13 protein-coding genes are annotated in these 21,638 nt (G+C 68.7%); 9 read left to right on the plus strand and 4 right to left on the minus strand.

The window, feature by feature from the left end; all coding sequences use genetic code 11:
- Nucleotides 1–6 precede the first annotated feature (6 nt).
- Nucleotides 7–1,059: a nitronate monooxygenase gene (locus SFC76_RS01380; protein WP_322847702.1), complete on the plus strand. Its 1,053-nt coding sequence runs from the start codon at nt 7–9 to the stop codon at nt 1,057–1,059.
- On the opposite strand, the gene SFC76_RS01385 is transcribed toward SFC76_RS01380, so the two are convergent.
- The gene (locus tag SFC76_RS01385; protein ID WP_322847703.1) at nt 1,056–1,970 is read right to left on the minus strand and encodes a LysR substrate-binding domain-containing protein; all 915 of its coding nucleotides are present in this window, start codon (nt 1,968–1,970) and stop codon (nt 1,056–1,058) included. The genes SFC76_RS01380 and SFC76_RS01385 overlap by 4 nt on opposite strands.
- On the opposite strand from SFC76_RS01385, the gene SFC76_RS01390 reads away from it, so the two are divergent.
- The 6 genes from SFC76_RS01390 to SFC76_RS01415 all read left to right on the plus strand — a co-directional run bounded on the left by SFC76_RS01390 (nt 1,969) and on the right by SFC76_RS01415 (nt 12,988).
- Complete coding sequence (locus tag SFC76_RS01390; RefSeq protein ID WP_322847704.1) at nt 1,969–2,145, plus strand: hypothetical protein; 177 nt, start codon at nt 1,969–1,971, stop codon at nt 2,143–2,145. The two genes, SFC76_RS01385 and SFC76_RS01390, sit on opposite strands and share 2 nt — an antisense overlap.
- Complete coding sequence (locus SFC76_RS01395) at nt 2,142–5,342, plus strand: efflux RND transporter permease subunit (RefSeq protein WP_322847705.1); 3,201 nt, start codon at nt 2,142–2,144, stop codon at nt 5,340–5,342. Before SFC76_RS01390 ends, SFC76_RS01395 begins: the two co-directional genes overlap by 4 nt.
- Nucleotides 5,335–6,510, plus strand: a complete 1,176-nt coding sequence (locus SFC76_RS01400; RefSeq protein WP_322847706.1) for an efflux RND transporter periplasmic adaptor subunit — start codon at nt 5,335–5,337, stop codon at nt 6,508–6,510. The genes SFC76_RS01395 and SFC76_RS01400 overlap by 8 nt, the downstream gene beginning before the upstream one ends.
- A complete protein-coding gene (locus SFC76_RS01405; RefSeq protein ID WP_322847707.1) occupies nt 6,497–7,894 on the plus strand; it encodes an efflux transporter outer membrane subunit in 1,398 nt (465 codons plus the stop codon). Before SFC76_RS01400 ends, SFC76_RS01405 begins: the two co-directional genes overlap by 14 nt.
- A gap of 192 nt (nt 7,895–8,086) precedes the next feature.
- On the plus strand, nt 8,087–11,050 hold the full coding sequence (locus SFC76_RS01410) for a TonB-dependent receptor plug domain-containing protein (protein WP_322847708.1): 2,964 nt from the start codon (nt 8,087–8,089) through the stop codon (nt 11,048–11,050).
- 114 nt (nt 11,051–11,164) lie between these two features.
- Nucleotides 11,165–12,988: a DUF885 domain-containing protein gene (locus SFC76_RS01415; RefSeq protein WP_322847709.1), complete on the plus strand. Its 1,824-nt coding sequence runs from the start codon at nt 11,165–11,167 to the stop codon at nt 12,986–12,988.
- Between the two features lie 375 nt (nt 12,989–13,363).
- Here SFC76_RS01415 and SFC76_RS01420 read toward each other — a convergent pair whose 3' ends face one another.
- Nucleotides 13,364–14,998, minus strand: a complete 1,635-nt coding sequence (locus tag SFC76_RS01420) for a M28 family peptidase (RefSeq protein WP_322847710.1) — start codon at nt 14,996–14,998, stop codon at nt 13,364–13,366.
- 68 nt (nt 14,999–15,066) lie between these two features.
- Entirely contained in the window at nt 15,067–15,552 is a 486-nt protein-coding gene (locus tag SFC76_RS01425; protein WP_322847711.1) for a hypothetical protein, read from the minus strand.
- A gap of 292 nt (nt 15,553–15,844) precedes the next feature.
- Here SFC76_RS01425 and SFC76_RS01430 point away from each other — a divergent pair, with 292 nt between their 5' ends.
- Both SFC76_RS01430 and SFC76_RS01435 read left to right on the plus strand, forming a co-directional pair.
- A complete protein-coding gene (locus SFC76_RS01430) occupies nt 15,845–18,808 on the plus strand; it encodes a TonB-dependent receptor domain-containing protein (RefSeq protein ID WP_322847712.1) in 2,964 nt (987 codons plus the stop codon).
- A gap of 95 nt (nt 18,809–18,903) precedes the next feature.
- Nucleotides 18,904–20,157: an aspartyl/asparaginyl beta-hydroxylase domain-containing protein gene (locus tag SFC76_RS01435; protein ID WP_322847713.1), complete on the plus strand. Its 1,254-nt coding sequence runs from the start codon at nt 18,904–18,906 to the stop codon at nt 20,155–20,157.
- Here the strand turns inward: SFC76_RS01435 and SFC76_RS01440 are convergent.
- Nucleotides 20,154–21,599, minus strand: coding sequence for a tetratricopeptide repeat-containing sulfotransferase family protein (locus SFC76_RS01440; RefSeq protein ID WP_322847714.1), 1,446 nt, complete (start codon nt 21,597–21,599; stop codon nt 20,154–20,156). The genes SFC76_RS01435 and SFC76_RS01440 overlap by 4 nt on opposite strands.
- Between the last annotated feature and the right edge of the window lie 39 nt (nt 21,600–21,638).

Raw genomic sequence — 21,638 nt, forward strand, 5'->3', positions numbered from 1 at the left:
GCGGGGATGACGTGGTTCGATCGGTTCGGGTGCTCGGTGCCGCTGATCCAGGCGCCGATGGCGGGGGTGTCGACCCCGGCATTGGCCGCGGCGGTGTGCGAGGCGGGGGCGATGGGGTCGATCGGCGTCGGAGCGACCGATGCCGCGGGCGCGCGCTCGATGATCGCGGCGGTGCGGGCGGGTACCGGGCGGGCGTTCAACGTCAATCTGTTCGTCCATCGCTCGCCGCAGGTCGATCCGGCGCGCGAGGCGGCGTGGCTGGCGGCCCTCGCGCCGCTCTTCGCCGAAGTCGGCGCGACGCCGCCGGCGACGCTGCGGACGATCTACCGCAGCTTCGCCGACGATCCCGAGATGCTCGTGATGCTGCTGGAGGTCGCGCCGCCGGTGGTCAGCTTCCACTTCGGCCTGCCCTCGGCGGAGATCATCGCCGCGCTGCGTGCGCGCGGGATCGTGCTGCTCGCGACCGCGACCAGCCTCGCCGAGGCGCGGGCGATCGAGACGGCGGGGATCGACGGCGTCGTCTCGCAGGGGATCGAGGCCGGCGGGCATCGCGGCATCTTCGATCCCGACGGCGCTGACGACGCGCTCGGCACGGTCGCGTTGACGCGGCTGCTGGTGCGCGAGACGCGTTTGCCGGTGATCGCGGCTGGCGGGATCATGGACGGCGCCGGGATCGCCGCGGCGCGCGATCTGGGTGCGGTCGCGGCGCAACTCGGGACCGCGTTCATCGGCTGCCCGGAATCGGCGGCGGACGCGGCCTATCGGGCGGCGCTGGCGGGGCCGGGGGCATATCACACGCGGATGACCGCGGCGGTCTCGGGCCGGCCGGCGCGGGCGCTGGCCAATCGCTTCACCGCGCTGGTCACCGATCGGCGGCCGCCCGATTATCCCATCGCCTACGATGCCGGAAAGGCGCTGCATGCCGCGGCGCGGGCGCGGGACGAGCACGGGTTCGGCGCGCAATGGGCCGGACAGGGCGCGCCGCTGGCCCGCGCGATGCCGGCGGCGGCGCTGGTCGCCACGCTACGGGCGGAATTAGAGGCGTGCCGGGCGGGTTAGGCCGCGACGGCGTGATCCGCGGCAAGGCCCTCCTCGACGATCGCGATGAAATGGCGGCAGGGCAGGGTGGCGGAATGGCGATGGTGGATCAGCCACATGTCGGTGCGCGCCTGCGGGTCGAGCAGCGGCAGATAGGCGAGGCCGGTCGACTGGAGCGCGCATAGCGACGCCGCGACGATCGTCACGCCGACCCCGGCGGCGACGAGGCCGAGCAGGGTCGAGGCCTCGCCGACCCGTTGCGCGATCACCGGCTCGTTGCCGCCCTCACGGATCATCGCGAAGATGCGGTCGCTGAAACAGCCGCTGCGATCGCGGCCGTAGACGACCATCGGCTCGCCGGCGATGTCCGCCAGCCGCAGCGCGGTGCGCGAGGCGAGCGGATGGTCGGCGCGCATCGCGACGAACAGCCCCTCGCTGAGCAGGCGCGTCGCCGCGACCCCCTCGGGCAGCGCCGGCGGGCCGAAGTGGCGGACGAAGCCGATGTCGAGCGCGCGGCTCTCCACCGCATTGATCTGGTCGGGTGCCCCCATCTCGGTCAGCGCCAATTGCACGTCGGGATAGGTGCGGCGGTAGGCGTTGATCGCCAGCGCGACCGGCTGGATGAACGGCGCCGACGGATTGAAGCCGATCGACAGCGCGCCGATGTCGCCGCGCGCGGCGCGGCGGGCGATCTCCACCGCGCGGTCGGCCTGGCGGATCGTCTCGCGTGCGGCATCGAGGAACAACGTGCCCGCGGGGGTCAGCGCGACGCGGCGGCTGGTCCGCTCGAACAACCGCACGCCGATCTCCTCCTCGAGCTGCCGGATCTGCTGGCTGAGCGGCGGCTGCGAGATGCCGAGCCGCGTCGCGGCGCGGGCGAAATGCAGGTCGGAGGCGACCTGGATGAAATATCGGAGATGGCGGAGTTCCATGATCCATATCTACTACGTCTCAATGCGGCGTAAACCGATATTGGACAAGCGCGTGGTTAACCGCGCAATCGCTGCGGTGCAGCAACGGTTGCGCTGCGGTTCGAAGCCGATGGAGCAGGTCGTGTCCCACGCTGCGTTGAGAATGCCCGTCGCCCCGGCGCAGGGGCGGCCATGATCGGTCTCGTCCGCACCGCGCTGGCGCGCCCGCTCACCTTCGTGGTGATGGCGATCGTGATCGGCATCGTCGGCGTGCTCGCCGCGCTGCGCACCCCGGTCGACATCTTTCCGGACATCCGCGTGCCGGTGATCGCCACCGCGTGGCAATATAGCGGCCTGTCGCCGGACGAGATGTCGGGGCGGATCATCACCCCGTTCGAACGCGTGCTGACCACCACGGTCAACGGCATCGATCATATCGAAAGCCAGTCGCTGCCCGGCATCGGCGTGGTGAAGATCTATTTCCAGCCCGGCGCCGACATCCGCACCGCCACCGCGCAGGTGACGTCGGTCTCGCAGACCGTGCTCAAGCAGCTCCCGCCCGGCATCACACCGCCTCTGGTGCTCAACTACAGCGCCTCGACCGTGCCGATCGTCCAGCTCGCGCTGTCGGGCAAGGGCCTGTCGGAGGGGCAGATGTTCGATCTGGCCAGCAACCAGATCCGCCCCGGGCTGGTGACGGTGCCGGGCGCGGCGATCCCCTATCCCTCGGGCGGGCGGCAGCGGCAGATCCAGATCGACCTCGATCCGCAGGCGTTGCAGTCGAAGGGGCTGTCGGCGCAGGACGTCGGCAATGCCATCGCCGCGCAGAACCAGATCAACCCGGCGGGCTTCGCCAAGATCGGCGGCTTCCAATATGCGGTGCGGCTGAACAACGCGCCGGGCAGCGTCGAGGAACTCAACAACCTGCCGATCAAGGTCGTCGGCGGCGCGACGATCTACATGCGCGACGTCGCGCACGTCCGCGACGGCTCCGCGCCGCAGACCAACGTCGTCCACGTCGACGGCGCGCGCTCCGTCATCATGACCGTGCTGAAGAACGGCGCGACCTCGACGCTGGCGATCGTGCAGGGGATCAAGGATGCGCTCCCCAAGCTGGAGGAGACGCTGCCGCCCGGGCTCAAGATCGTGCCGATCGGCGACCAGTCGCTGTTCGTGAAGGCGGCGGTGGAGGGCGTGGTCAAGGAAGGCGCGATCGCCGCGGCGCTGACCAGCCTGATGATCCTGCTGTTCCTCGGCTCGTGGCGCTCGACCGTCATCATCGCGATCTCGATCCCGCTGGCGATCCTCGCCGCGATCATCGGCCTGGCGATCACCGGCAATACGCTCAACACGATGACGCTGGGCGGCCTCAGCCTCGCGGTCGGCATCCTCGTCGACGATGCGACGGTGACGATCGAGAACATCAACTGGCACCTCGAACAGGGCAAGCCGGTGCGGACCGCGATCCTCGACGGCGCCGCGCAGATCGTTACACCCGCCTTCGTCTCCCTGCTGTGCATCTGCATCGTCTTCGTGCCGATGTTCTTCCTGCCGGGGGTCGCCGGCTTCCTGTTCGTGCCGCTGGCGCTGGCGGTGGTGTTCGCGATGATCGCCAGCTTCATCCTGTCGCGCACGCTGGTGCCGACGATGGCGATGTACCTGCTCCGCCCGCACGGCGCCGGCGACGATCACGACCAGCATAGCGCCGGCACGCCGCAGTCGCGCAACCCGCTGGTCCGCTTCCAGCGCGGTTTCGAGACGCGGTTCGAGGCGATCCGCACCCGCTACGGCGGGCTGCTGGAACGCGGACTGGCGACGCCGCGGCCGTTCGTGATCGGCTTCCTCGCCGCGACCTTGCTGTCGTTTCTGCTGGTGCCGTTCCTCGGCCAGAATTTCTTCCCGGCGGTCGACGCCGGCCAGATGGCGCTGCACGTCCGTGCGCCGGTCGGCAGCCGCATCGAGGATACGTCGGCGCAGTTCGACCGGATCGCACGCCGCATCCGCCAGATCATCCCGGCGAACGAGCTCGTCTCGGTGGTCGACAACATCGGCCTGCCGGTCAGCTCGATCAACACCACCTACAACAACTCCGGCACGGTGGGGCCGCAGGACGGCGACATCCTGATCCAGCTCGCCGAGGATCATGCGCCGACCGCCGATTACGTCCGTATGCTGCGCGAAAAACTGCCGCGTGATTTCCCGGGCGCGACCTTCTCGTTCCTGCCCGCCGACATCACCAGCCAGATCCTGAACTTCGGCGCGCCCGCGCCGATCGACATCCAAGTGGCGGGCAAGGATGCCGCGGCCAATGCCGCTTATGCCCGGCTGATCCTGCGCCGCATCCAGGCGATTCCCGGCGTCGCCGACGCGCGCATCCAGCAATCGGCCCGCTATCCGCAGCTCGACGTCGCGGTCGATCGCAGCCGCATCGGCCAATACGGCCTGACCGAGCGCGACGTCACCACCAGCGTCGCCAACTCGCTCGCCGGCACGTCGCAGACCGCGCCGGTGTTCTTCCTCAATCCGGAGAACGGCGTCTCCTATCCGGTCGTCGCGCAGGCGCCCGAATATCGCGTCGGCTCGATCGACGATCTGTCGAACATCCCGGTGTCGGGCGCCACCGGGCCGGCGCAGGTGCTCGGCGGGCTCGGCACGATCCGGCGCAGCACCGCCGCGGCGGTGATCTCGCACTACAATATCGCGCCGGTGGTCGACATCTTCGCGACCCCCAACGGCCGCGACCTCGGCGCGGTGTCGGGCGACATCAAGGCCGTGCTCGCCTCGCTCCAGGGGCAGGCGCCCAAGGGCGCGACGGTCACGCTGCGCGGCCAATATGCGACGATGAACAGCGCCTTCTCCGGCCTCGGCTTCGGTCTGATCGGCGCGGTGCTGCTGATCTACCTGCTGATCGTCGTCAATTTCCAAAGCTGGCTCGATCCCTTCGTCATCATCACCGCATTGCCCGGCGCGCTCGCCGGGATCGTGTGGATGCTGTTCGTCACCGGCACGACGCTGTCGGTGCCGGCGCTGACCGGCGCGATCATGTGCATGGGCGTCGCCACCGCCAATGCGATCCTCGTCGTCAGCTTCGCGCGCGAGCGGCTCGCCGAGCTGGGCGATGCGACCGCGGCGGCGCTGGAGGCGGGGATGACCCGCTTCCGCCCGGTGCTGATGACCGCGCTGGCGATGATCATCGGCATGCTGCCGATGGCGCTGGGGCTGGGCGAGGGCGGCGAGCAGAATGCGCCGCTCGGCCGCGCGGTGATCGGCGGATTGCTCGTCGCGACCTTCGCCACCTTGTTGTTCGTACCCGTCATCTTCAGCCTCGTGCACCGCCGCCGCGCCGCGGCCACCGCACCGGAGGCAAACCGTCTGGAGGAAGTCCATGGCTGAGCAGGAGGCCGCGCCGCGCGGCGGCAAGCCGCTGCGCCCCATCGTGATCGGCGCGGCGTTGCTCGCGGTCGGCGTCGCCGGCGCCGGCATCGCGATCCGCTCGCGCGCCGAGCACCGGCTCGCCAGCTGGACCAATGCGCAATCGACGCCGGCGGTGACGGTGCTGCACCCGGCGGCGGTGACGGCGCAGGGCAATCTGTCGCTGCCGGCGGCGTTGCAGGCGCTCAACAGCGCGCCGATCTTCGCGCGGACCAGCGGCTATGTGCGGCGCTGGTACGTCGATATCGGCGATCCCGTGCGGGCTGGGCAGGTGCTCGCGGTGCTCGACGCGCCCGAGGTCGACCAGCAGCTCGCCGCGGCGCGCGCCAATCTGCAGACCGCGCAGGCCAATCGCCAGCTCGCGGCCTCCACCGCGACGCGCTGGCGGACGATGCTCGCCGAGGATGCGGTGTCGAAACAGGAGACCGACGAGAAGATCGGCGATCTCGCCGCCAAGACCGCGGTCGCCGAGGCGGCGCGTGCCGACGTGTCGCGGTTGCGCTTCACGCAGGGGTTCACGCGGCTGGTCGCGCCCTTCGCCGGCGTGGTGACGAGCCGCGCCACCGATGTCGGCGCCCTGGTCACCGCCGGCACCGCGGGATCGACGCCGTTGTTCACCGTTGCCGACGTCAGCCGCATCCGCGCCTATGTCCGCGTGCCGCAGAGCTATTCGGCGCAGGTCCATCGCGGCCAGCACGTCACGCTGGCGCTGCCCGAATATCCCGGCCGCCGCTTCGAGGCCGAGCTGACGCGCACCGCCGATGCGGTCGATCCCGCCTCGGGCACCGTGCTGGTCGAGGTGCAGGCGGCCAATCCCGATCGCGCACTCAAGCCCGGCGCCTATGCGCAGGCGAGCTTCCCGCTGGCGAGCGGCGGCAATGCGCTGACGCTGCCGGCAAGCGCGCTGATCATCGGCCAGAAGGGCACGCAGGTCGCCGTCGCGGGCCGCGACGGCAAGGCGCATCTGCGCACGATCACGATCGGGCAGGACCGCGGCGCGACGGTCGAGGTGAGCGCCGGGCTGAACCGCGGCGACGACGTGATCGACAACCCGCCCGATTCGCTCGCCGAGGGTGATCCGGTGCGCGTGACGGGCACAGCCAAGGCGCCGGTCGATGCCAAACACTAGGAGCCTGTTCGCCACCGTCGCCGCGCTGGCGATGGCCGCCTGTTCGACCGCGCCCGACTATCGCCAACCGACCGCGGCGACGCCCCCTGCGTTCAAGGAAGCGGCGGGCTGGCAGACGGCGGGCACCGCGGTGCCGCCCGCGGGCAAATGGTGGCAGGCGTTCGGCGACGCGACGCTCGACGGCCTCGAGGAGCAGGTCGCTGGCGGCAATTTCGATCTCGCCGCCGCCACCGCGCGCTACGAACAGGCGCGCGGGCTGGTCCGTCAGGCCCGGTCGGACCTGTATCCCGAGATCGGCCTCGGCGCGTCGGCGGGGCGCCAGCGCGTCTCGGCGGGACGGCCGCTGTCGCCGACCGATTCCGCCGCGACCTATTCGGTGGCGACGGTCGGCCCGTCGCTCGATTACGAGGTCGACCTGTTCGGCCGGGTGCGCAATTCGATCCGCGCCAACACCGCTGCGGCGCAGGCGAGCGAGGCGGACGTCGCCGGCCTGCGGCTCGGCTTGCAGGCGCAGCTCGCCACCGCCTATTTCGACATGCGCGGGCTCGACGCGCGGATCGTGCTGTTGCGCGAGACGGTGACCGCGTTCGAGCGCGCCTTCCGCCTCACCGACACGCGCCATCGCGGCGGCATCGCCTCCGGCATCGACGTCAGCCGCGCGCAGAGCCAATTGTCCAGCGCGCGGGCGGAATTGTCGTCGGTGGCAATCGCCCGCCAGCGCGACGAACATGCCATCGCCGTCCTCACCGGCCGGCCGCCCGCCGAAGTGACGATCGCGGTGGTCGATCGCCAGCTCGCACCACCCGCGATCCCCGCCGGCCTGCCCTCGACGTTGGTCGAGCGCCGCCCCGATATCGCCGCGGCCGAACGCCGCGTCGCCGCCGCCAATGCGCGGATCGGCGTCGCCCGCGCGGCGCTGTTCCCGTCGCTGACGCTGGGCGCCTCGGGCGGTTTCCAGGCGGCGACCGGCGCCTTGTTCAGCGCGTCCAACACCTTCTGGGCGCTCGGCCCGGTCTCGGCGGCGCTGGCGGTGTTCGATGGCGGGCGGCGGCGGGCGGGCGTCCGCATCGCCCGCGCCGACTATGACGAGACCGTCGCGACCTATCGCCAGACCGTGCTCGACGCGTTCCGCGAGGTCGAGGACGATCTGTCCGCGCAGCGCCTGCTCGCCGCGCAGGAGAAGGACCAGCACGTCGCCGCGGACGCCGCGGCGCGCACCCGCGATCTCGCGCTGACCCGCTATCGCGACGGTGCCGCGGATTATCTCGACGTCGTCACCGCGCAGACCGCCGCACTCGACGCGCAGCGTGCGCTGCTCGACCTGCGCAGCCGCCAGCTGCAGACCGCGACCGATACGATCCGGGCGCTGGGTGGGGCGTACTGACCGGTCGAAATGTCAGTGATGGTGTCGCATCTTGGCAACACGATGCAATAATCTGAAACACGAGGGCTTTTACGGGTTCCTCCGGACACCGCAGGACGGCTAGCAGCGCCGCACGCGCAGGACATATTTGCTGTCCTTCCTGTCAGTTCGTTCGAGGGTTCCCGTATGAAGTTAGCGTATCGCCATCGCCTGATGGCCTCCACCCTCTTTGCCGGCGCGCTCGTCGCCGGTCCGGTCCAGGCGCAGGACACGGCGCTGCCCACGCAGGGAACCCCGGCGCAGACCACCAACGATCAGGCGGCCAGCCCCGCGGCGACCGGCGTGACCCCCGCCGCCGACGACAGCGCGCAGGCCCCCGATCAGGGCGATATCGTCATCACCGGCTCGCGCATCGCCTCGCCCGCCGCCGCCTCGGCGTCACCGCTCCAGGTAATCGGTGCCGAGCAGATCCAGCAGCAGGGCGCGATCAACGTCCAGGAAGTGCTGTTGCAGAATCCGTCGTTCGGTACGCCCGGCATCAGCCGCACCAATTCGAGCTTCGCGACCCAGGGCGCGGGCGCCGCGACGGTCAACCTGCGCAACCTCGGCGAGGACCGCACGCTGGTGCTGGTCAACGGCCGCCGCTTCGTCTCGGGGCAGCCGGGCAGCCAGGCGGTCGACCTCAACGTCATCCCGACCCAGTTCATCGACCGGGTCGACGTGCTCACCGGCGGCGCCTCGGCCGTCTATGGGTCGGACGCGGTCGCCGGCGTCGTCAACATCGTCTACAAGAAGAATTTCGAGGGGCTTCAGGCCGACGGCCAGGTCGGCATCTCGCAGCGCGGCGACGGCTTCGACCGTCAGGTCAGCCTGCTCGGCGGCAAGAATTTCGCCGACGGCCGCGGCAACATCATGCTCTTCGGCAGCTATTCGAAGCAGGGCACCGTGCTGAAGCGCGACCGCTCGACCGAAGCCGGTTCGAGCGCGGTGGATTCGACGAGCAACGACGTCTATCCGAACGACCCCTTCCGGCCCTTCCTTTCGACCTACGCACCCGGCGGCCGCGTTCGCGCAGGCGACCAGACGTTCAGCTACAACACCGGCTCGCTGGTCGATTGCACCGATGGGGACTGCGGCGGCTTCAACCGGTCCGACTATCGCTATCTCGCGGTGCCCGTCGAGCGCTACGTCGCCGCCGGTCGCGCCAATTTCGAAGTCTCGCCGGCCGCCAATCTGTGGGTCGAGGGCAATTACGCCAAGACCAAGGTCAACACCGTCATCGAGCCGTTCCCGCTCGATTCGACCTTCGGCGTCGTTGGAGCGACCGACCGCGTGCCGATCCAGACCGTCGTCGGCGGCACGACCTACCGCAATCCCTTCGTGCCGGATGCGATCTTCAACGCCGCGACCGATACGGACGGCGACGGCTTGAAGGACGTCTCGTTCGACCGCCGTCTCGCCGATTTCGGCAATCGCACCAGCTCGGCGGATCGCGACCTGTTCCGCGTCGCGGGCGGGCTCAACGGCAGCTTCGCCGGTGATCGCTGGAGCTACGATGTCTACGGCATCTACGGCCAGAGCAAGGAGCATCAGGAAGGCACGGGCCAGTTCGACACCCGCCGCTTCCAGCAGGCGCTGAACGCTTATACCGATCCCGCCACCGGCCAGGCGGTCTGCGCCGACCCGGCGGCGCGCGCCGCCGGCTGCGTTCCCGCCAACATCTATGGTGTCGGCACGCTGGCACCGGCCGCGGGCTATCTCGCCGTGCCGACGACGCTGGATGCCAAGGTGACGCAGACCGTGTTCGGCGGCAACGTCACCGGCAAGCTGTTCTCGCTGTTCGGCGCCGACCCGGTCGGGGTCAACATCGGCACCGAATATCGTCGCGAGACCAGCAGCAACAGCTTCGATCTGCTCACCCAGCAGGGGCTGAACGGCAACAACGCGCTGCCCGCCACCAGCGGCCGCTTCCACGTCTGGGAAGGCTTCGGCGAGGCGATCGTCCCGCTGATCAAGGACAAGCCGTTCTTCCATTCGCTCAGCCTGCGCGGTGCGGTGCGCGTGTCCGACTATTCGACGGTCGGCACGACGTTCAGCTACAATTACGGCGGCGAATGGGCGCCGGTGGAGGACATCCGCTTCCGCGTGATCAAGGCACGCTCGGTGCGCGCGCCCAACATCAACGAGCTGTTCCAGCCCGCGCAGCAGGATTTCCCGAGCGGCCTGCTCGACCCCTGCGCCGGGGTGACGCTGGCGTCGACGGGCACGCAGGGCACGCAGTGCCTCGCCGCCGCCGGCGTCCGCGCCAACATCGCCGCCAACAACGGCACCTTCACCGTCAGCCAGTCCGACCGGCAGGGCATCACCAGCTTCGGCAGCGGCAATACCGGCCTGCAGGAGGAAAAGGGCGACAGCTTCACCGCCGGCGTGGTGATCAACCCGCGCTCGATCAGCGCGCTGCGCAACTTCGTGCTGACCGTCGATTACTTCAACGTCCAGATCAAGGACGCGATCGTCTTCACGCCGCTGCAGTTCACGCTGGCGCAATGCTACAACCAGGGCAATCAGGACTATTGCAGCCAGGTCGTCCGCCGTGCCGCCGCGCAGGGCGGCAACAGCGCCGGCTCGATCGATCAGGTCAATTCGACCTATCGCAACAGCGGCGGCACCAAGACGTCGGGCGTCGACACCACGGTGACGTGGCGCCAGAACCTCGCCAATTGGGGACTGGACGGTACGCTCGGCCTGCGCGGGTCGTACACGCATCTGATCTCGGGCTATACCGTGCCCGTACCGGGATCGGACCGCGATTACTTCGCCGGCGAGATCGGCGCATCGCGCGACCGCTTCACGATCAACGGCTCGTACGACATCCAGGGCGTCGGCCTGACCGTCACCGGCACCTGGCTCAGCCAGGCGAGCGTCGACGATCAGCTCACCGGCGAGCGGCCGGGTTCGGACCCGGCGGTCCGCGTCCGTCCGCAATTCTACCTCGATTCGCAGCTTCGCTTCCGCACCGCGGACAAGTTCGAATTCTTCGTCGGCGGCGACAATCTGCTCGACAACAAGCCGCCGTATATCGCGGACATCGGCTCGTCGGCGGGGCAGGACACCGATGCGGGCACCTACGATCCGCTCGGCCGCCGCTATTATGCGGGCGTGCGCATCTCCTATTGAGGACGCACGGATCGGACGGGGAAGGCTGGCTTTCCCCGTCCGATCTGCGGGCTTGCGCCGCCGCATGATCGTCGCCTAGCCTTCGGACTTCTCCTGTTTCGAAGGGCTATCGGCATGGATCGTCGTCTGTTTCTCACGTCCGGTGTCGCTGCTGCGGGATTGGGCATCGCACCGCGAATGGTGTTCGCGCAGGGCGTGACGCCGCCGCCGGCCGCGGCGGCGCCGGGCGACGCGCGCCTCACCGCCGCCTTCGATCAGGTGCTCGCCGCGACGGTCCAGGCGGCGCCCGAATTCGCCACCTCGCTGGGCCTCGATACCGGCGCCAATGCCGGCCTGCGCCATACGCTGGGCGACAACAGCTATCGGGCGATCGCCGACGATCTCGCGCGCAGCCGCCGCGCCCGCGCGCTGGTCACCGCGGTCGATCCCGCATCGCTGTCGGCGAAGGCGCGGATCGATCGCGAGGTCGTGCTCTACAACATCGAATCCAACATGATCGGCCCGGAGCGGTTCGGCCTGTCCTCGCCGCAGGGGCCGTATCCGATCTCGCAGCAGGACGGCGTCTATTTCTCGCTGCCCGATTTCCTCGATTCCACCCATCCGGTGAAGACCGCGGACGATGCGCAGGCCTATCTCGACCGGCTCGCGCTGATGGGCCGCCAGCTCGACAACGAAAGCGAGGTGCAGCGTCGCGAAGCCGCCAAGGGCCGGCTGGCACCCGATTTCTCGCTCGATCTGGCGCTTGGGCAGATGGTCAAGCTGCGCGCCCCCGCGGCGGCGGACAGCCAGCTCGTCCAGTCGCTGGTCCGGCGCGCCACCGCCGCCAACATCGCCGGCGACTGGCAGGCGCGCGCGACGCGCATCGTCGAGACGCAGGTCTATCCCGCGCTCGATCGCCAGATCGCGCTGATCCGCCAGCTCCGCGGCTCGGCGCGCGACGCGGCGGGCATCTGGGCGATCCCCGAGGGGGAGGCGATCTACGCCGCCGCGCTGGCGCAGGCGACCACCACGCCGCTGTCGCCGGCCGAGGTACATCGCATGGGGCTGCAACAGGTGGCGGAACTGACCGCGCAGCTCGACACCATCCTGCATGCGCAGGGGCTGACCCAAAACACCGTCGGCGCGCGGCTCGACCAGCTCAACCACCAGCCGGCGCAGCTGTTCGCCGACACCGACGCGGGCCGCGCCGCCCTGATCGGCAGCCTCAACGCCGGCGTCCGTGCGATGCAGGCGAAATTGCCGCAGGCGTTCAGCAATCCGCCGGGTGCGCCGCTGGAGATCCGCCGCGTCGCACCGGAGATCCAGGACGGCGCGCCCAACGGCTATTATTTCCGCGCCCCGCTGGATGGGTCGCGCGCCGCCATCTATTGGATCAACCTCAAGAGCGTGAACGACTGGCCCAAATACACGCTGCCGAGCCTGACCTATCACGAGGGCGTCCCCGGCCACCATCTGCAGATCTCCACCGCCCAGCGTGCGCCGACGCACATCCTGCGCAAGATCGCCTTCTTCAACGCCTATCTCGAAGGCTGGGCCCTGTACGCCGAACAGCTCGCCGACGAGCTGGGCGGCTATGCCTCGCCGGTCGAGCGCGCGGGCTATCTCCAGTCGTTCCTGTTCCGCGCGGCGCGGCTGGTGGTCGACACCGGCATCCATACCAAGCGGTGGACCCACGATCAGGCGACCCGCTACCTCGTCGAGACGGTGGGCTTCGCCCCGGGGCGCTCGCAGCGCGAGGTCGAGCGCTATTGCGTCTCGCCGGCGCAGGCGTGCAGCTACAAGATCGGCCACGCCGCCTGGCTGCGCGCGCGCGACACCGCGCGGCGGATTTCGGGCCATAAATTCGATCTCAAGCACTTCCACGACGTGCTGGAGGCGGGGGCGATGCCGCTGTCGATGCTGGAACGGATCGTCGAGGAGCGCGCACGGGCCGTCTGAGGCTAGCGCTGGAGCGTGACGACGCGACGCGGACCCGGCGGTGTTGGATGTGTGGAAGTGGCTTGAGTCTCAAGGTACTTCGACAGGCTCAGGACAAAATGGGTTGGGGGAGCCTCCCGTTTTAGCGCTCTAGGATGCCAAACTTTTAGGCCCAATCGACATCGAGGGGTTGAACCAATTCCTCCCCCGCAAGGGAGAGGTGTCGCGGCGAAGCCGTGACGGAGGGGGAGGTAAGCGATGTCTTGCGTTGCGTATCCTCCCCCTCCGTCATGCCTGCGGCATGCCACCTCCCTCTGTCGGGGGAGGAATTTGCCTGAATGTCACCTGGCTTATTCCGCCAACATCCCCGTAGCCAGCCGGCCGGGCCATCGACCCCTACCGCCCCGCGCGCTCGGCGGCACTCGTATCGCGGATGGCCTTGAATTCCGAACCGGGCCGCCACACCGGCCAGGCATCGCCGTTGGCGAGGTCGAAGCCGATGCGGCGGAGCAGGTCGACATCCGCCGCCGCGCCGTCGAGCCGCCAGTCGCGCGACCAGGCGTCGCAGGTCTGGTGGTAACAGCGCATATAGCCGTCGAGCCATTGCTGGCCCGCCGCGCGCCCGCCGGTGACGAGGTCGGGCGCGCCGCTGATCGCCATCAGCAGCAACGTCGGCACGCCGCGCCGCGCCAGCGAGAAATGGTCGGCGCGGTAGAACAGGCCGCGCTCCGGCAGCGCCTCCGGCGTGACGGTCCGCCCCTGCGCCGTCGCCGCCGCGGCGAGCTGGTCCTCGAGCGCATTCTGCCCTGCGCCGACCAGCAGCACGTCACGGGCCGGGCCGGCGGTCTGGAGGATGTCGAGCGTCAGATTGGCGACCGTCTTGGCGGCGGGATAGACCGGATGCGCGGCATAGGTCTCCGAGCCGAGCAGCCCGCGCTCTTCGCCGGTCCACAATGCGAAGACCTGCGTCCGCGCGGGGCGGGGGGCCTTTGCCGCGGCGCGGGCGATCGCGAGCACGCCGGCGGTGCCGAGCGCGTCGTCGTTCGCGCCCGGCCGCACCGTCCGGCCGGAGGCATCGGGCGCGCCGATGCCGTAGGCGTCCCAATGTGCGCCGTAGAGGATCGTCTCGTCGGGCCGCGTGCGACCGGTCAGCTTGGCGAGGACGTTGCGGCTTTCCGCGCGCGTCACGGTGACCGGCAGATCGGTGGCAAAGCCCGTGCCCGGCAACGCGACCGGCCGGAAATCCGCCCGTCGCGCCGCCTTGCGCAACTGCGCGAGGTCCAGCCCCGCCGCGGCGAACAGCCGCGTCGCCACGCCCCTCTCGATCCAGCCCTGCAGCCCGATCCGCGGGGCGGCCGGATCGGCGACGTCGTAATTCTCGCCGCCGGGGGCGGTGACCGTAGCCCAGCCATAGCCCGCGCCGGGCGTGTCGTGGACGATCAGCGCGCCGACCGCGCCGCGCCGTGCCGCCTCTTCGAACTTGTAGGTCCAGCGACCGTAATAGGTCATCCGGCGATCGCCGAACCGGCCGGCGGCATCGTCGCCGGCGGTCGCCTCGAAATCGGGATCGTTGATCAGGAAGACCGCGACCTTGCCCTTGAGGTCGACGCCCTTGAAATCGTCCCACTGCCGTTCGGGCGCGGAGACGCCATAGCCGACGAAGACCAGCGGCGCGTCGGCGATCGTCGCGCGTGCCGCCGGGCGGACGGTCGAAAGATAGACGTCGCGCCCCAACGTCCAGGCGGTGCCGTTCGCCGTCACCGCACCGGTGCCCAATTGGGTGCGGATCAGCGGCACCGGCTGCGTCCAGCTCCCCGCGGGGCCGCCCGGTTCGAGCCCGGCGGCCTTGAACTGGTCGATCAGCCAGGCGACGGTCTTGGCTTCGCCCGGCGTTCCCGGCGCACGCCCTTCGAACGCATCCGATGCGAGCACCCTGACGTCGGCGGAGAGGCGCTCCACCGGAATCTGCACAGGGGCGGTGGTCGCGGCGAGCAGCGGCAGCGCGGCGAGGGCGGCGATGAGACGGGTCATGACGGGCCGATCCTGAAATTGGGTGCGAGGGTTATGGCAGCCGGCGTCGGGCCGGGCCAGCGGAGCCATCAGCGCAGCCGATGCACGCGCACCGCACGCCGGCCCGGTGCGTTGGCGATATAGCTGCCGAGCGGTCCCGCCTTGATCGTGACGACATCGCCTTCTCGCAGGCGCACCATCGCCTGCTCGGTGGTCTCCCACACGCCGCCGTCATCCAGCGCGAAGCGCATCAGTCCGCCCGGCAGTCCCGTCGACGATCGCAGCGTTCCCACCAACTGTTTCAACTGCTCGTCGTCCTCGCCATCGCCGAACAATTTGATCGAAGGCAGCGAAAAGCCAAACATCGACCGCTTGGCTTTCTGAACTTCCTTCCGGTCGAGAACGACGATGTCCTTCTTGCGGCGGGCGTCATCCATCGCCTGTGCAGCGCGATCGTAACAGGCGAGGCGCGCACCATTATCGGCGACTGTCCGACATTGGGTGAAAGTCTGCAGCAGGTCCGGCCCGGCAGGTGGCGCCGCCAGCGCGCCGGCGAGCAACAGATAGGTCAGCATGACGTACCTCTATCCTTAACAATTAGGGCAACTTTGTTTCCATTCGTTGCCGAAAAACACGACAATGCCGCTGTCAGATCAATTGTGACGGAAATATCACTATGGTTTTACAATCAGATACGGACACCGATTCCTCATTGTATGCATGCAACCGCACTGCAACAAAAATAGCACGACCGAGCCACAAAAGCCGGTGCGATCGGGCCGCCCGGGGGGGTGGCTCGGACACAAAGGGGATCTCATGACGCTAAGCCTTCGTTCTCATCTTCTGAACACGACCCTCATCGTCGGGGTGGCATTGATCGGGTCGCCCGCCTTGGCGCAGACCTCGCCGCTGACGCAGGAAACCCAGCAGAAGTCGGACGATCCCAATGCTGCACCGCCCGCGGCGGAAGGCCAGGACATCGTCGTCACGGGCACGCTGATCAGCAACCCGAACCTCGTGTCGTCGACCCCGGTCAACACCGTGTCCGAGAACGAACTGACGTTGCGCAACGTCAACAACGTCGAACAGATCCTGCGCGAGCTTCCCGGCCTGACCCCGTCGATCGGTTCGGCCGTCAACAACGGCACCGGCGGCTTCTTCACCGCGAACCTTCGGAACCTCGGGTCGCAGCGCAACCTGGTGCTGCTCGACGGCGACCGGATCGTCCCGGCGGCCGCCGGCGGCGCGGTCGACCTCAACAATATCCCGACCGCGCTGGTCCAGCGCGTCGACGTGCTGACTGGTGGTGCATCGACCACCTACGGCGCCGATGCGGTCGCCGGCGTGGTCAACTTCATCACCAAGAAGAACTTCGCGGGGATGGAGGCTTCGGCCAGCCAGCAGATCACCGAGCGCGGTGATTCCAACTACTTCCGTGCCGACCTGACCGTCGGTGCCAATTTCGACGATGGCCGCGGCAACGCGGTGCTGAGTCTGGGCTATCAGGAAGCCGATCCCCTGTACCAGGGTGCACGCGACATCTCGGTCTATGGCATCGGTTCGGGCAACGGCGTCGCCTCGGGCTCGTCGCGCACCGGCGTGCCGACCACGCTCAGCTTCACCAATGCGCAGGCGTTGCGCGCCGGCCTCTCGACGGGCGTCGTCCAGGTCAATCCCGCCGGCACCGCGCTGGTGCCGTTCTACAGCGGCTTCAACTTCAACCCGTACAACATCTTCGCGACGCCGTTCAAACGCTACAATATCTTCGGCCAGGCGAACTACGAGATCAACGACAATCTCGAAGTCTACACGCGCGGCATGTTCTCGAAGAACACGATCCAGCAGATCATCGCACCGTCGGGTATCTTCGGCGAGGCGCTGACCGTGCCGGGTTACAATCCGTATCTGCCGTCGGGCCTGCGCGATCAGCTCTGCCTGATCAACAACGTCGCGCTCGGTGCCGCCTGCAACACCAACGCCGCGCTGACGCTGCCGGCGGTGTATCGCCGGTCGACCGAACTCGGCCCGCGCGTCTCGACCTACACGACGACGATGTTCGACTATAAGGCGGGGCTGCGCTTGCGCTTCTCCGATCACCTCAAGCTCGACGTGTTCGGTGCGTATGGCGAGAGCGACCTCAACCAAACCCAGTCGGGCTACGTCCTGCGCAGCCGTGTCCAGCAGGCGTTGAACGCGACCAACACGACGACCTGCACCGTCACGACGAACGGCTGCGTGCCGCTCAACCTCTTCGGCGCCCAGGGTTCGATCACCTCCGATCAGGCGAACTTCCTGAACGGTCAGAGCACGATCCAGATTCACACCGCGCTGTCGCAGGCGAAGGCGGTGTTCAACGGCGATTTCGGCACGACCTCGCCGTTCGCCAGCGAGCCGATCGCGTTTGCGGCCGGTGCCGAATATCGCAAGTACAGCTATCGCCGCGATCCCGACGCCTATGCGCTGTCGCCGGGTGAGCTCGGTGGTGCCGGCGGTGCGGTGCTGCCGTTCGCGGGCAGCTACGACGTGCGCGAAGTGTTCGGCGAACTGATCGCGCCGCTCGTCGCCGACAAGCCGTTCTTCCACTCGCTGACGCTGGAAGCGGGCATCCGCTATTCCGACTACAAGGTGCAGGCGGCGAACAACCCGAGCTTCAACGCGACCACCTACAAGGCGGGCGGCAGCTTCGAGCCGGTCAAGGAAATCAAGTTCCGCGGCGTCTACCAGCGTGCGGTCCGTGCGCCCAACATCGCCGAATTGTTCTCGCCGTCCTCGACGGGCCTCGACAATCTGTCGCCGGGTCTCGACCCCTGCGTCGGTGCGCGTCCGCTCGCCAGCGCCAACCTCGCCGCCGCCTGCGTCGCGCAGGGTGCACCGGTATCGGCGATCGGCACCATCCCCGAGCCTTCGGCGGGCCAGCCGAACGTCACCGGTGGCGGCAGCCCCTCCATTCTGCCGGAAAAGGCCGACACCTACACGCTCGGCGTCGTGGTGCAGCCGCGCGGCATCGTGCCGGGCCTGAGCATCGCGGTCGACTATTTCAACATCAAGGTGAAGAACGCGATCACCTCGGCCACGCCGGCGGATATCCTGTCGGAATGCTTCGGTACCAACCCCTCGGCGATCACCGCGGCGCAAGCCACCTCGGCCTCGTGCACGGGAATCCGCCGCAACGCGACCAACGGTGGGCTCAGCGGCTCCAGCGCGACGGTCGCGGGTCTGCCGCAGCCGCTCACCAACCGTGGCCGCCTGCGCACCGACGGCATCGATCTCAACGCCAATTACGCGCGTGATTTCGGCGATATCGGGCTCAACCTCGGCTTCCAGGGCACGTGGACGGCGCACAATTACTTCCGTGCCTCGCCGACCGCCTATGATCGCGACTGCGTCGGCTATTACAGCACGAGCTGTTCGTCGATCCAGCCGGAGTTCCAGTGGAACCAGCGCACCAGCCTGACCTTCGGTCCGGCGACGCTGTCGCTGCTGTGGCGCCACATCGGCAAGGTGCGGTACGAGGCGCTGGCCCCCGACGCGGTGCAACGTCAGGTCACGACGCCGCTGTTCAGCGGTGTGGTCACCGGGCCGACCCCGCTCGCCGGCGGCACCTACAACTTCAACCAGATCAAGGCGTACAACTATCTGGATCTGACCGCGCAGATCGAGGTGAACGATCACCTGACCTTCACCGCGGGCGTGCGCAACCTGCTCGACAAGAAGCCGCCTCTGGTCGGTTCGACGGCCGGTTCGACCGCCTACAACAGCGGCAACACCTATCCGTCGACCTATGACGTGCTGGGTCGCCTGTTCACCGTGTCGGGCAAGCTGCGCTTCTAAGCGCCGCCGTCCGTCGAACGAACTCAAGGGGCGGCCTTCGGGCGGCCCCTTTTTTCCATCTGGACTTACCACCTTGTTGGATCGAGCCTGACGCGATGACCGACCTACCTCAGCGCGCCCATGCGCTCGCCACCGAGGCGATGACCGCCCGCCAGCGCGGCGATGTCGCCGCGGAGCGCATGCTGCTCGACCAGGCGCTCGCCCTCGCGCCGGCGCATCCGCAATTGCTCAATGCGCGTGCCATGCGGGCGATGGCGGACGGCGACCTGCAACGGGCGCTGGCCGGCTTCGCCGCCGCCGCTGCCGCCGATCCCGGCGAACCCGTGCTGCACGTCAACCAGGCGACGGTCTATCGCATGATGGGGCGCGATGAGGACGAGCAACGCGCGCTGGAGGCCGCATTGGCGATTGATCAGCGCAACTTCACCGCGCACTTGCGCATGACCGAATTGCATCAACGCCGCGGCCGTGAGGTGGAGGCGGCGCAGGGATGGTCGGGCATCGTGCAGATGGCGGCGGCGATGCCCGACCGGCCGCCGGCGGTCGACGACGCGCTCGCGCGCGGCCGCGCCTTCCTGGCCGATCATACCGAGCGGCTCGGGCGCGAGATCGATGGCGCGCTCGGCGACGCGGTATCGCGGCGGATGGCGGCTTGCGTCGATCACATGCTGGGCCGCCGGGCGATCTACGCCAACCAATGCTCGGGCGTGCACTTTCCCTTCCTGCCCGCCGACGAGTATTTCGAACGCTCCCTTTTCCCGTGGTTCGCCGCGCTGGAGGCGCGGACCGCGGCGATCCGCGACGAGGCCCTGGCGCTGCTGCGCGACGGCAGCGACGCGATCCGCCCCTATGTGCGTCAGGCGGCGGGGACGCCGACTAACCGTTGGTCGGGCCTCGACGGCAACGCCGATTGGAGCGCCTGCTTCCTATGGGAATATGGCGTGCGCAACGATGCGGTCTGCGCGCGCTGCCCCGAGACCGCCGCAGCGCTCGCCGCGGTGCCGCAGAGCGACATTCCCGGCAAGGCGCCGACCGCCTTCTTCTCGATCCTGCGCCCGCACGCGCATATCCCGGCGCACACCGGCGTCACCAATACGCGGGCGATCGTGCATCTGCCGCTCGTCGTGCCGGACCAATGCCGCTTTCGCGTCGGCGGCGAGACGCGCGCGTGGCGCGAGGCCGAGGCGTTCGCCTTCGACGACACGATCGAGCATGAGGCATGGAACGACAGCGACGCGCCGCGCATCGTGCTGATCTTCGACGTCTGGAACCCGCATCTGACCCCGGCGGAGCAGACGATGCTCCGGCAGGTCTTCCATATCACCGGCCAGGGCGGCGTCGCGCCCTAGACGTCGCCGCCCAGCGTCGCGATCAGCGGTTGCAGGTGGCGCGCATAATGGCGCCAGCGGCCCGACGAGCGCTGATGCAGCCGCTGGCGGACCTGCCAGACGCTGGCGGTCCGCACCGGGCCGTCGGCCTGTTCGGGGTGCAGCACGCCATCGTCCCAGGGCAGATCGCAGAAGGCGAGAACCTCCGCCATCACCGGACCGGGATCGGCGACCAGCCGGTCGTAGGACACGTCCAAGATATCGTGCGGATACAGGCTGCGCCAATGCGCCATTAGCCGTCGATATTGCTCCACCCAATGCGCGATATGGCGCAGGTCGTGGCCGTAGCTGATGCTGTCGTCGAAATAGAGGAAGTAGATCGACAGCGCCATATCCAGTGAATTGCGCGTCGTGTTGATGATCTTTGCGTTTGGAAACAGACGCTTGATCAGGCCGATGTGCAGGAAATTGTCGGGTCGCTTGTCGGTGAGACGATCGACGTCGCCGAATTGTCGGCACACTTCGTCCCGATATTGCGCGCGCATCGTCGCGAGCGCCGCGGCGGGCAGATCCCGCAGCGCTTCGGGTGACCCCAGCGCGGCGGCGAAGGCGGGCACGATCTCCAGTTCGCCGCCCTTGGTTATGCGCGGATGACGCGAGAGCATCTGTTCGATCAGCGTCGAGCCCGATCGGAACATGCCGCAGATGAAGATCGGCGGTTCTGCATCGTCGGTGCCGGCCGGAATGGGGCGGGGCGTCGCCGCGATCGTCGCCTCGATCAACGCTTCCTGTCGCCGCGAATCGTAACGATAGCCGGGATGCGCGGCTTGCAGCGCCGCCCGGTTCGCCGCGGCAAACGCCGCGAAGGCTTCGTCGTACCGGCCTTGCGCATCGAGCGCCGCGCCGAGCGCGAACCCGGCTTCGGCCGCGTCGGCTGGCGAAAGGCCAAGACTTGCGAGCGCCTGCCGTAGTGCCGGAAGTGCGACGTCGGCGTGTCCTTCGAAAATGTCGATCGTCGCGATCCGGGCATGCGCGCGACCATTGCCGGGATCGAGCGCGAGCACCTGCGCATAAGCCTCGCGCGCCGCGGCCGGATCGCCGGCGTCCTCGTGAAGGTTGCCGAGATTCAGCCACGCCGCGACGAACGTGGGCGCCAGCGCCAACGCGGCGTGCAATTCGATCACCGCATCGCCGATCCGCCCGCAATATTCCGAAAGGATCACCGCGCGGTTGAGATGCACCTCCTCGGGCCGATCGATCCCCGCGGCGAGCGCCGCGCCATACGCCGCCAGCGCCTCGCCGAACTGGCGGTCGCAGCGCAGCAGATAGCCGAGATTGTACCAGCTTTCCGCATCTCCCTGGTCCGCTTCGATCACGGCGCGGCAGGCGGTAATGCCGTCTTCGATCCGTCCGTTGCGCAGCGCCGTCGCCGCCCGGGTCCGCCATTCGGCAAGCGTAATCATGGGGTTCGTCATCCTGGCCACGATCATCAGGCGCTGCGG

Origin of the sequence: Sphingomonas sp. CD22 (assembly GCF_034556155.1) — a bacterium.
Classification (GTDB): Bacteria; Pseudomonadota; Alphaproteobacteria; order Sphingomonadales; family Sphingomonadaceae; genus Sphingomonas.

Bases quoted from the DNA above. Each gene is read 5' to 3' on its own strand.
- SFC76_RS01410 (WP_322847708.1), top strand. From the start codon at position 8,087: ATGGCCTCCACCCTCTTTGCCGGCGCGCTCGTCGCCGGTCCGGTCCAG.
- SFC76_RS01405 (WP_322847707.1), top strand. From the start codon at position 6,497: ATGCCAAACACTAGGAGCCTGTTCGCCACCGTCGCCGCGCTGGCGATG.
- SFC76_RS01390 (WP_322847704.1), top strand. From the start codon at position 1,969: ATGATCCATATCTACTACGTCTCAATGCGGCGTAAACCGATATTGGAC.
- SFC76_RS01385 (WP_322847703.1), bottom strand. From the start codon at position 1,970: ATGGAACTCCGCCATCTCCGATATTTCATCCAGGTCGCCTCCGACCTG.
- SFC76_RS01425 (WP_322847711.1), bottom strand. From the start codon at position 15,552: ATGCTGACCTATCTGTTGCTCGCCGGCGCGCTGGCGGCGCCACCTGCC.
- SFC76_RS01440 (WP_322847714.1), bottom strand. From the start codon at position 21,599: ATGATTACGCTTGCCGAATGGCGGACCCGGGCGGCGACGGCGCTGCGC.
- SFC76_RS01435 (WP_322847713.1), top strand. From the start codon at position 18,904: ATGACCGACCTACCTCAGCGCGCCCATGCGCTCGCCACCGAGGCGATG.
- SFC76_RS01415 (WP_322847709.1), top strand. From the start codon at position 11,165: ATGGATCGTCGTCTGTTTCTCACGTCCGGTGTCGCTGCTGCGGGATTG.
- SFC76_RS01400 (WP_322847706.1), top strand. From the start codon at position 5,335: ATGGCTGAGCAGGAGGCCGCGCCGCGCGGCGGCAAGCCGCTGCGCCCC.
- SFC76_RS01380 (WP_322847702.1), top strand. From the start codon at position 7: ATGACGTGGTTCGATCGGTTCGGGTGCTCGGTGCCGCTGATCCAGGCG.
- SFC76_RS01395 (WP_322847705.1), top strand. From the start codon at position 2,142: ATGATCGGTCTCGTCCGCACCGCGCTGGCGCGCCCGCTCACCTTCGTG.
- SFC76_RS01420 (WP_322847710.1), bottom strand. From the start codon at position 14,998: ATGACCCGTCTCATCGCCGCCCTCGCCGCGCTGCCGCTGCTCGCCGCG.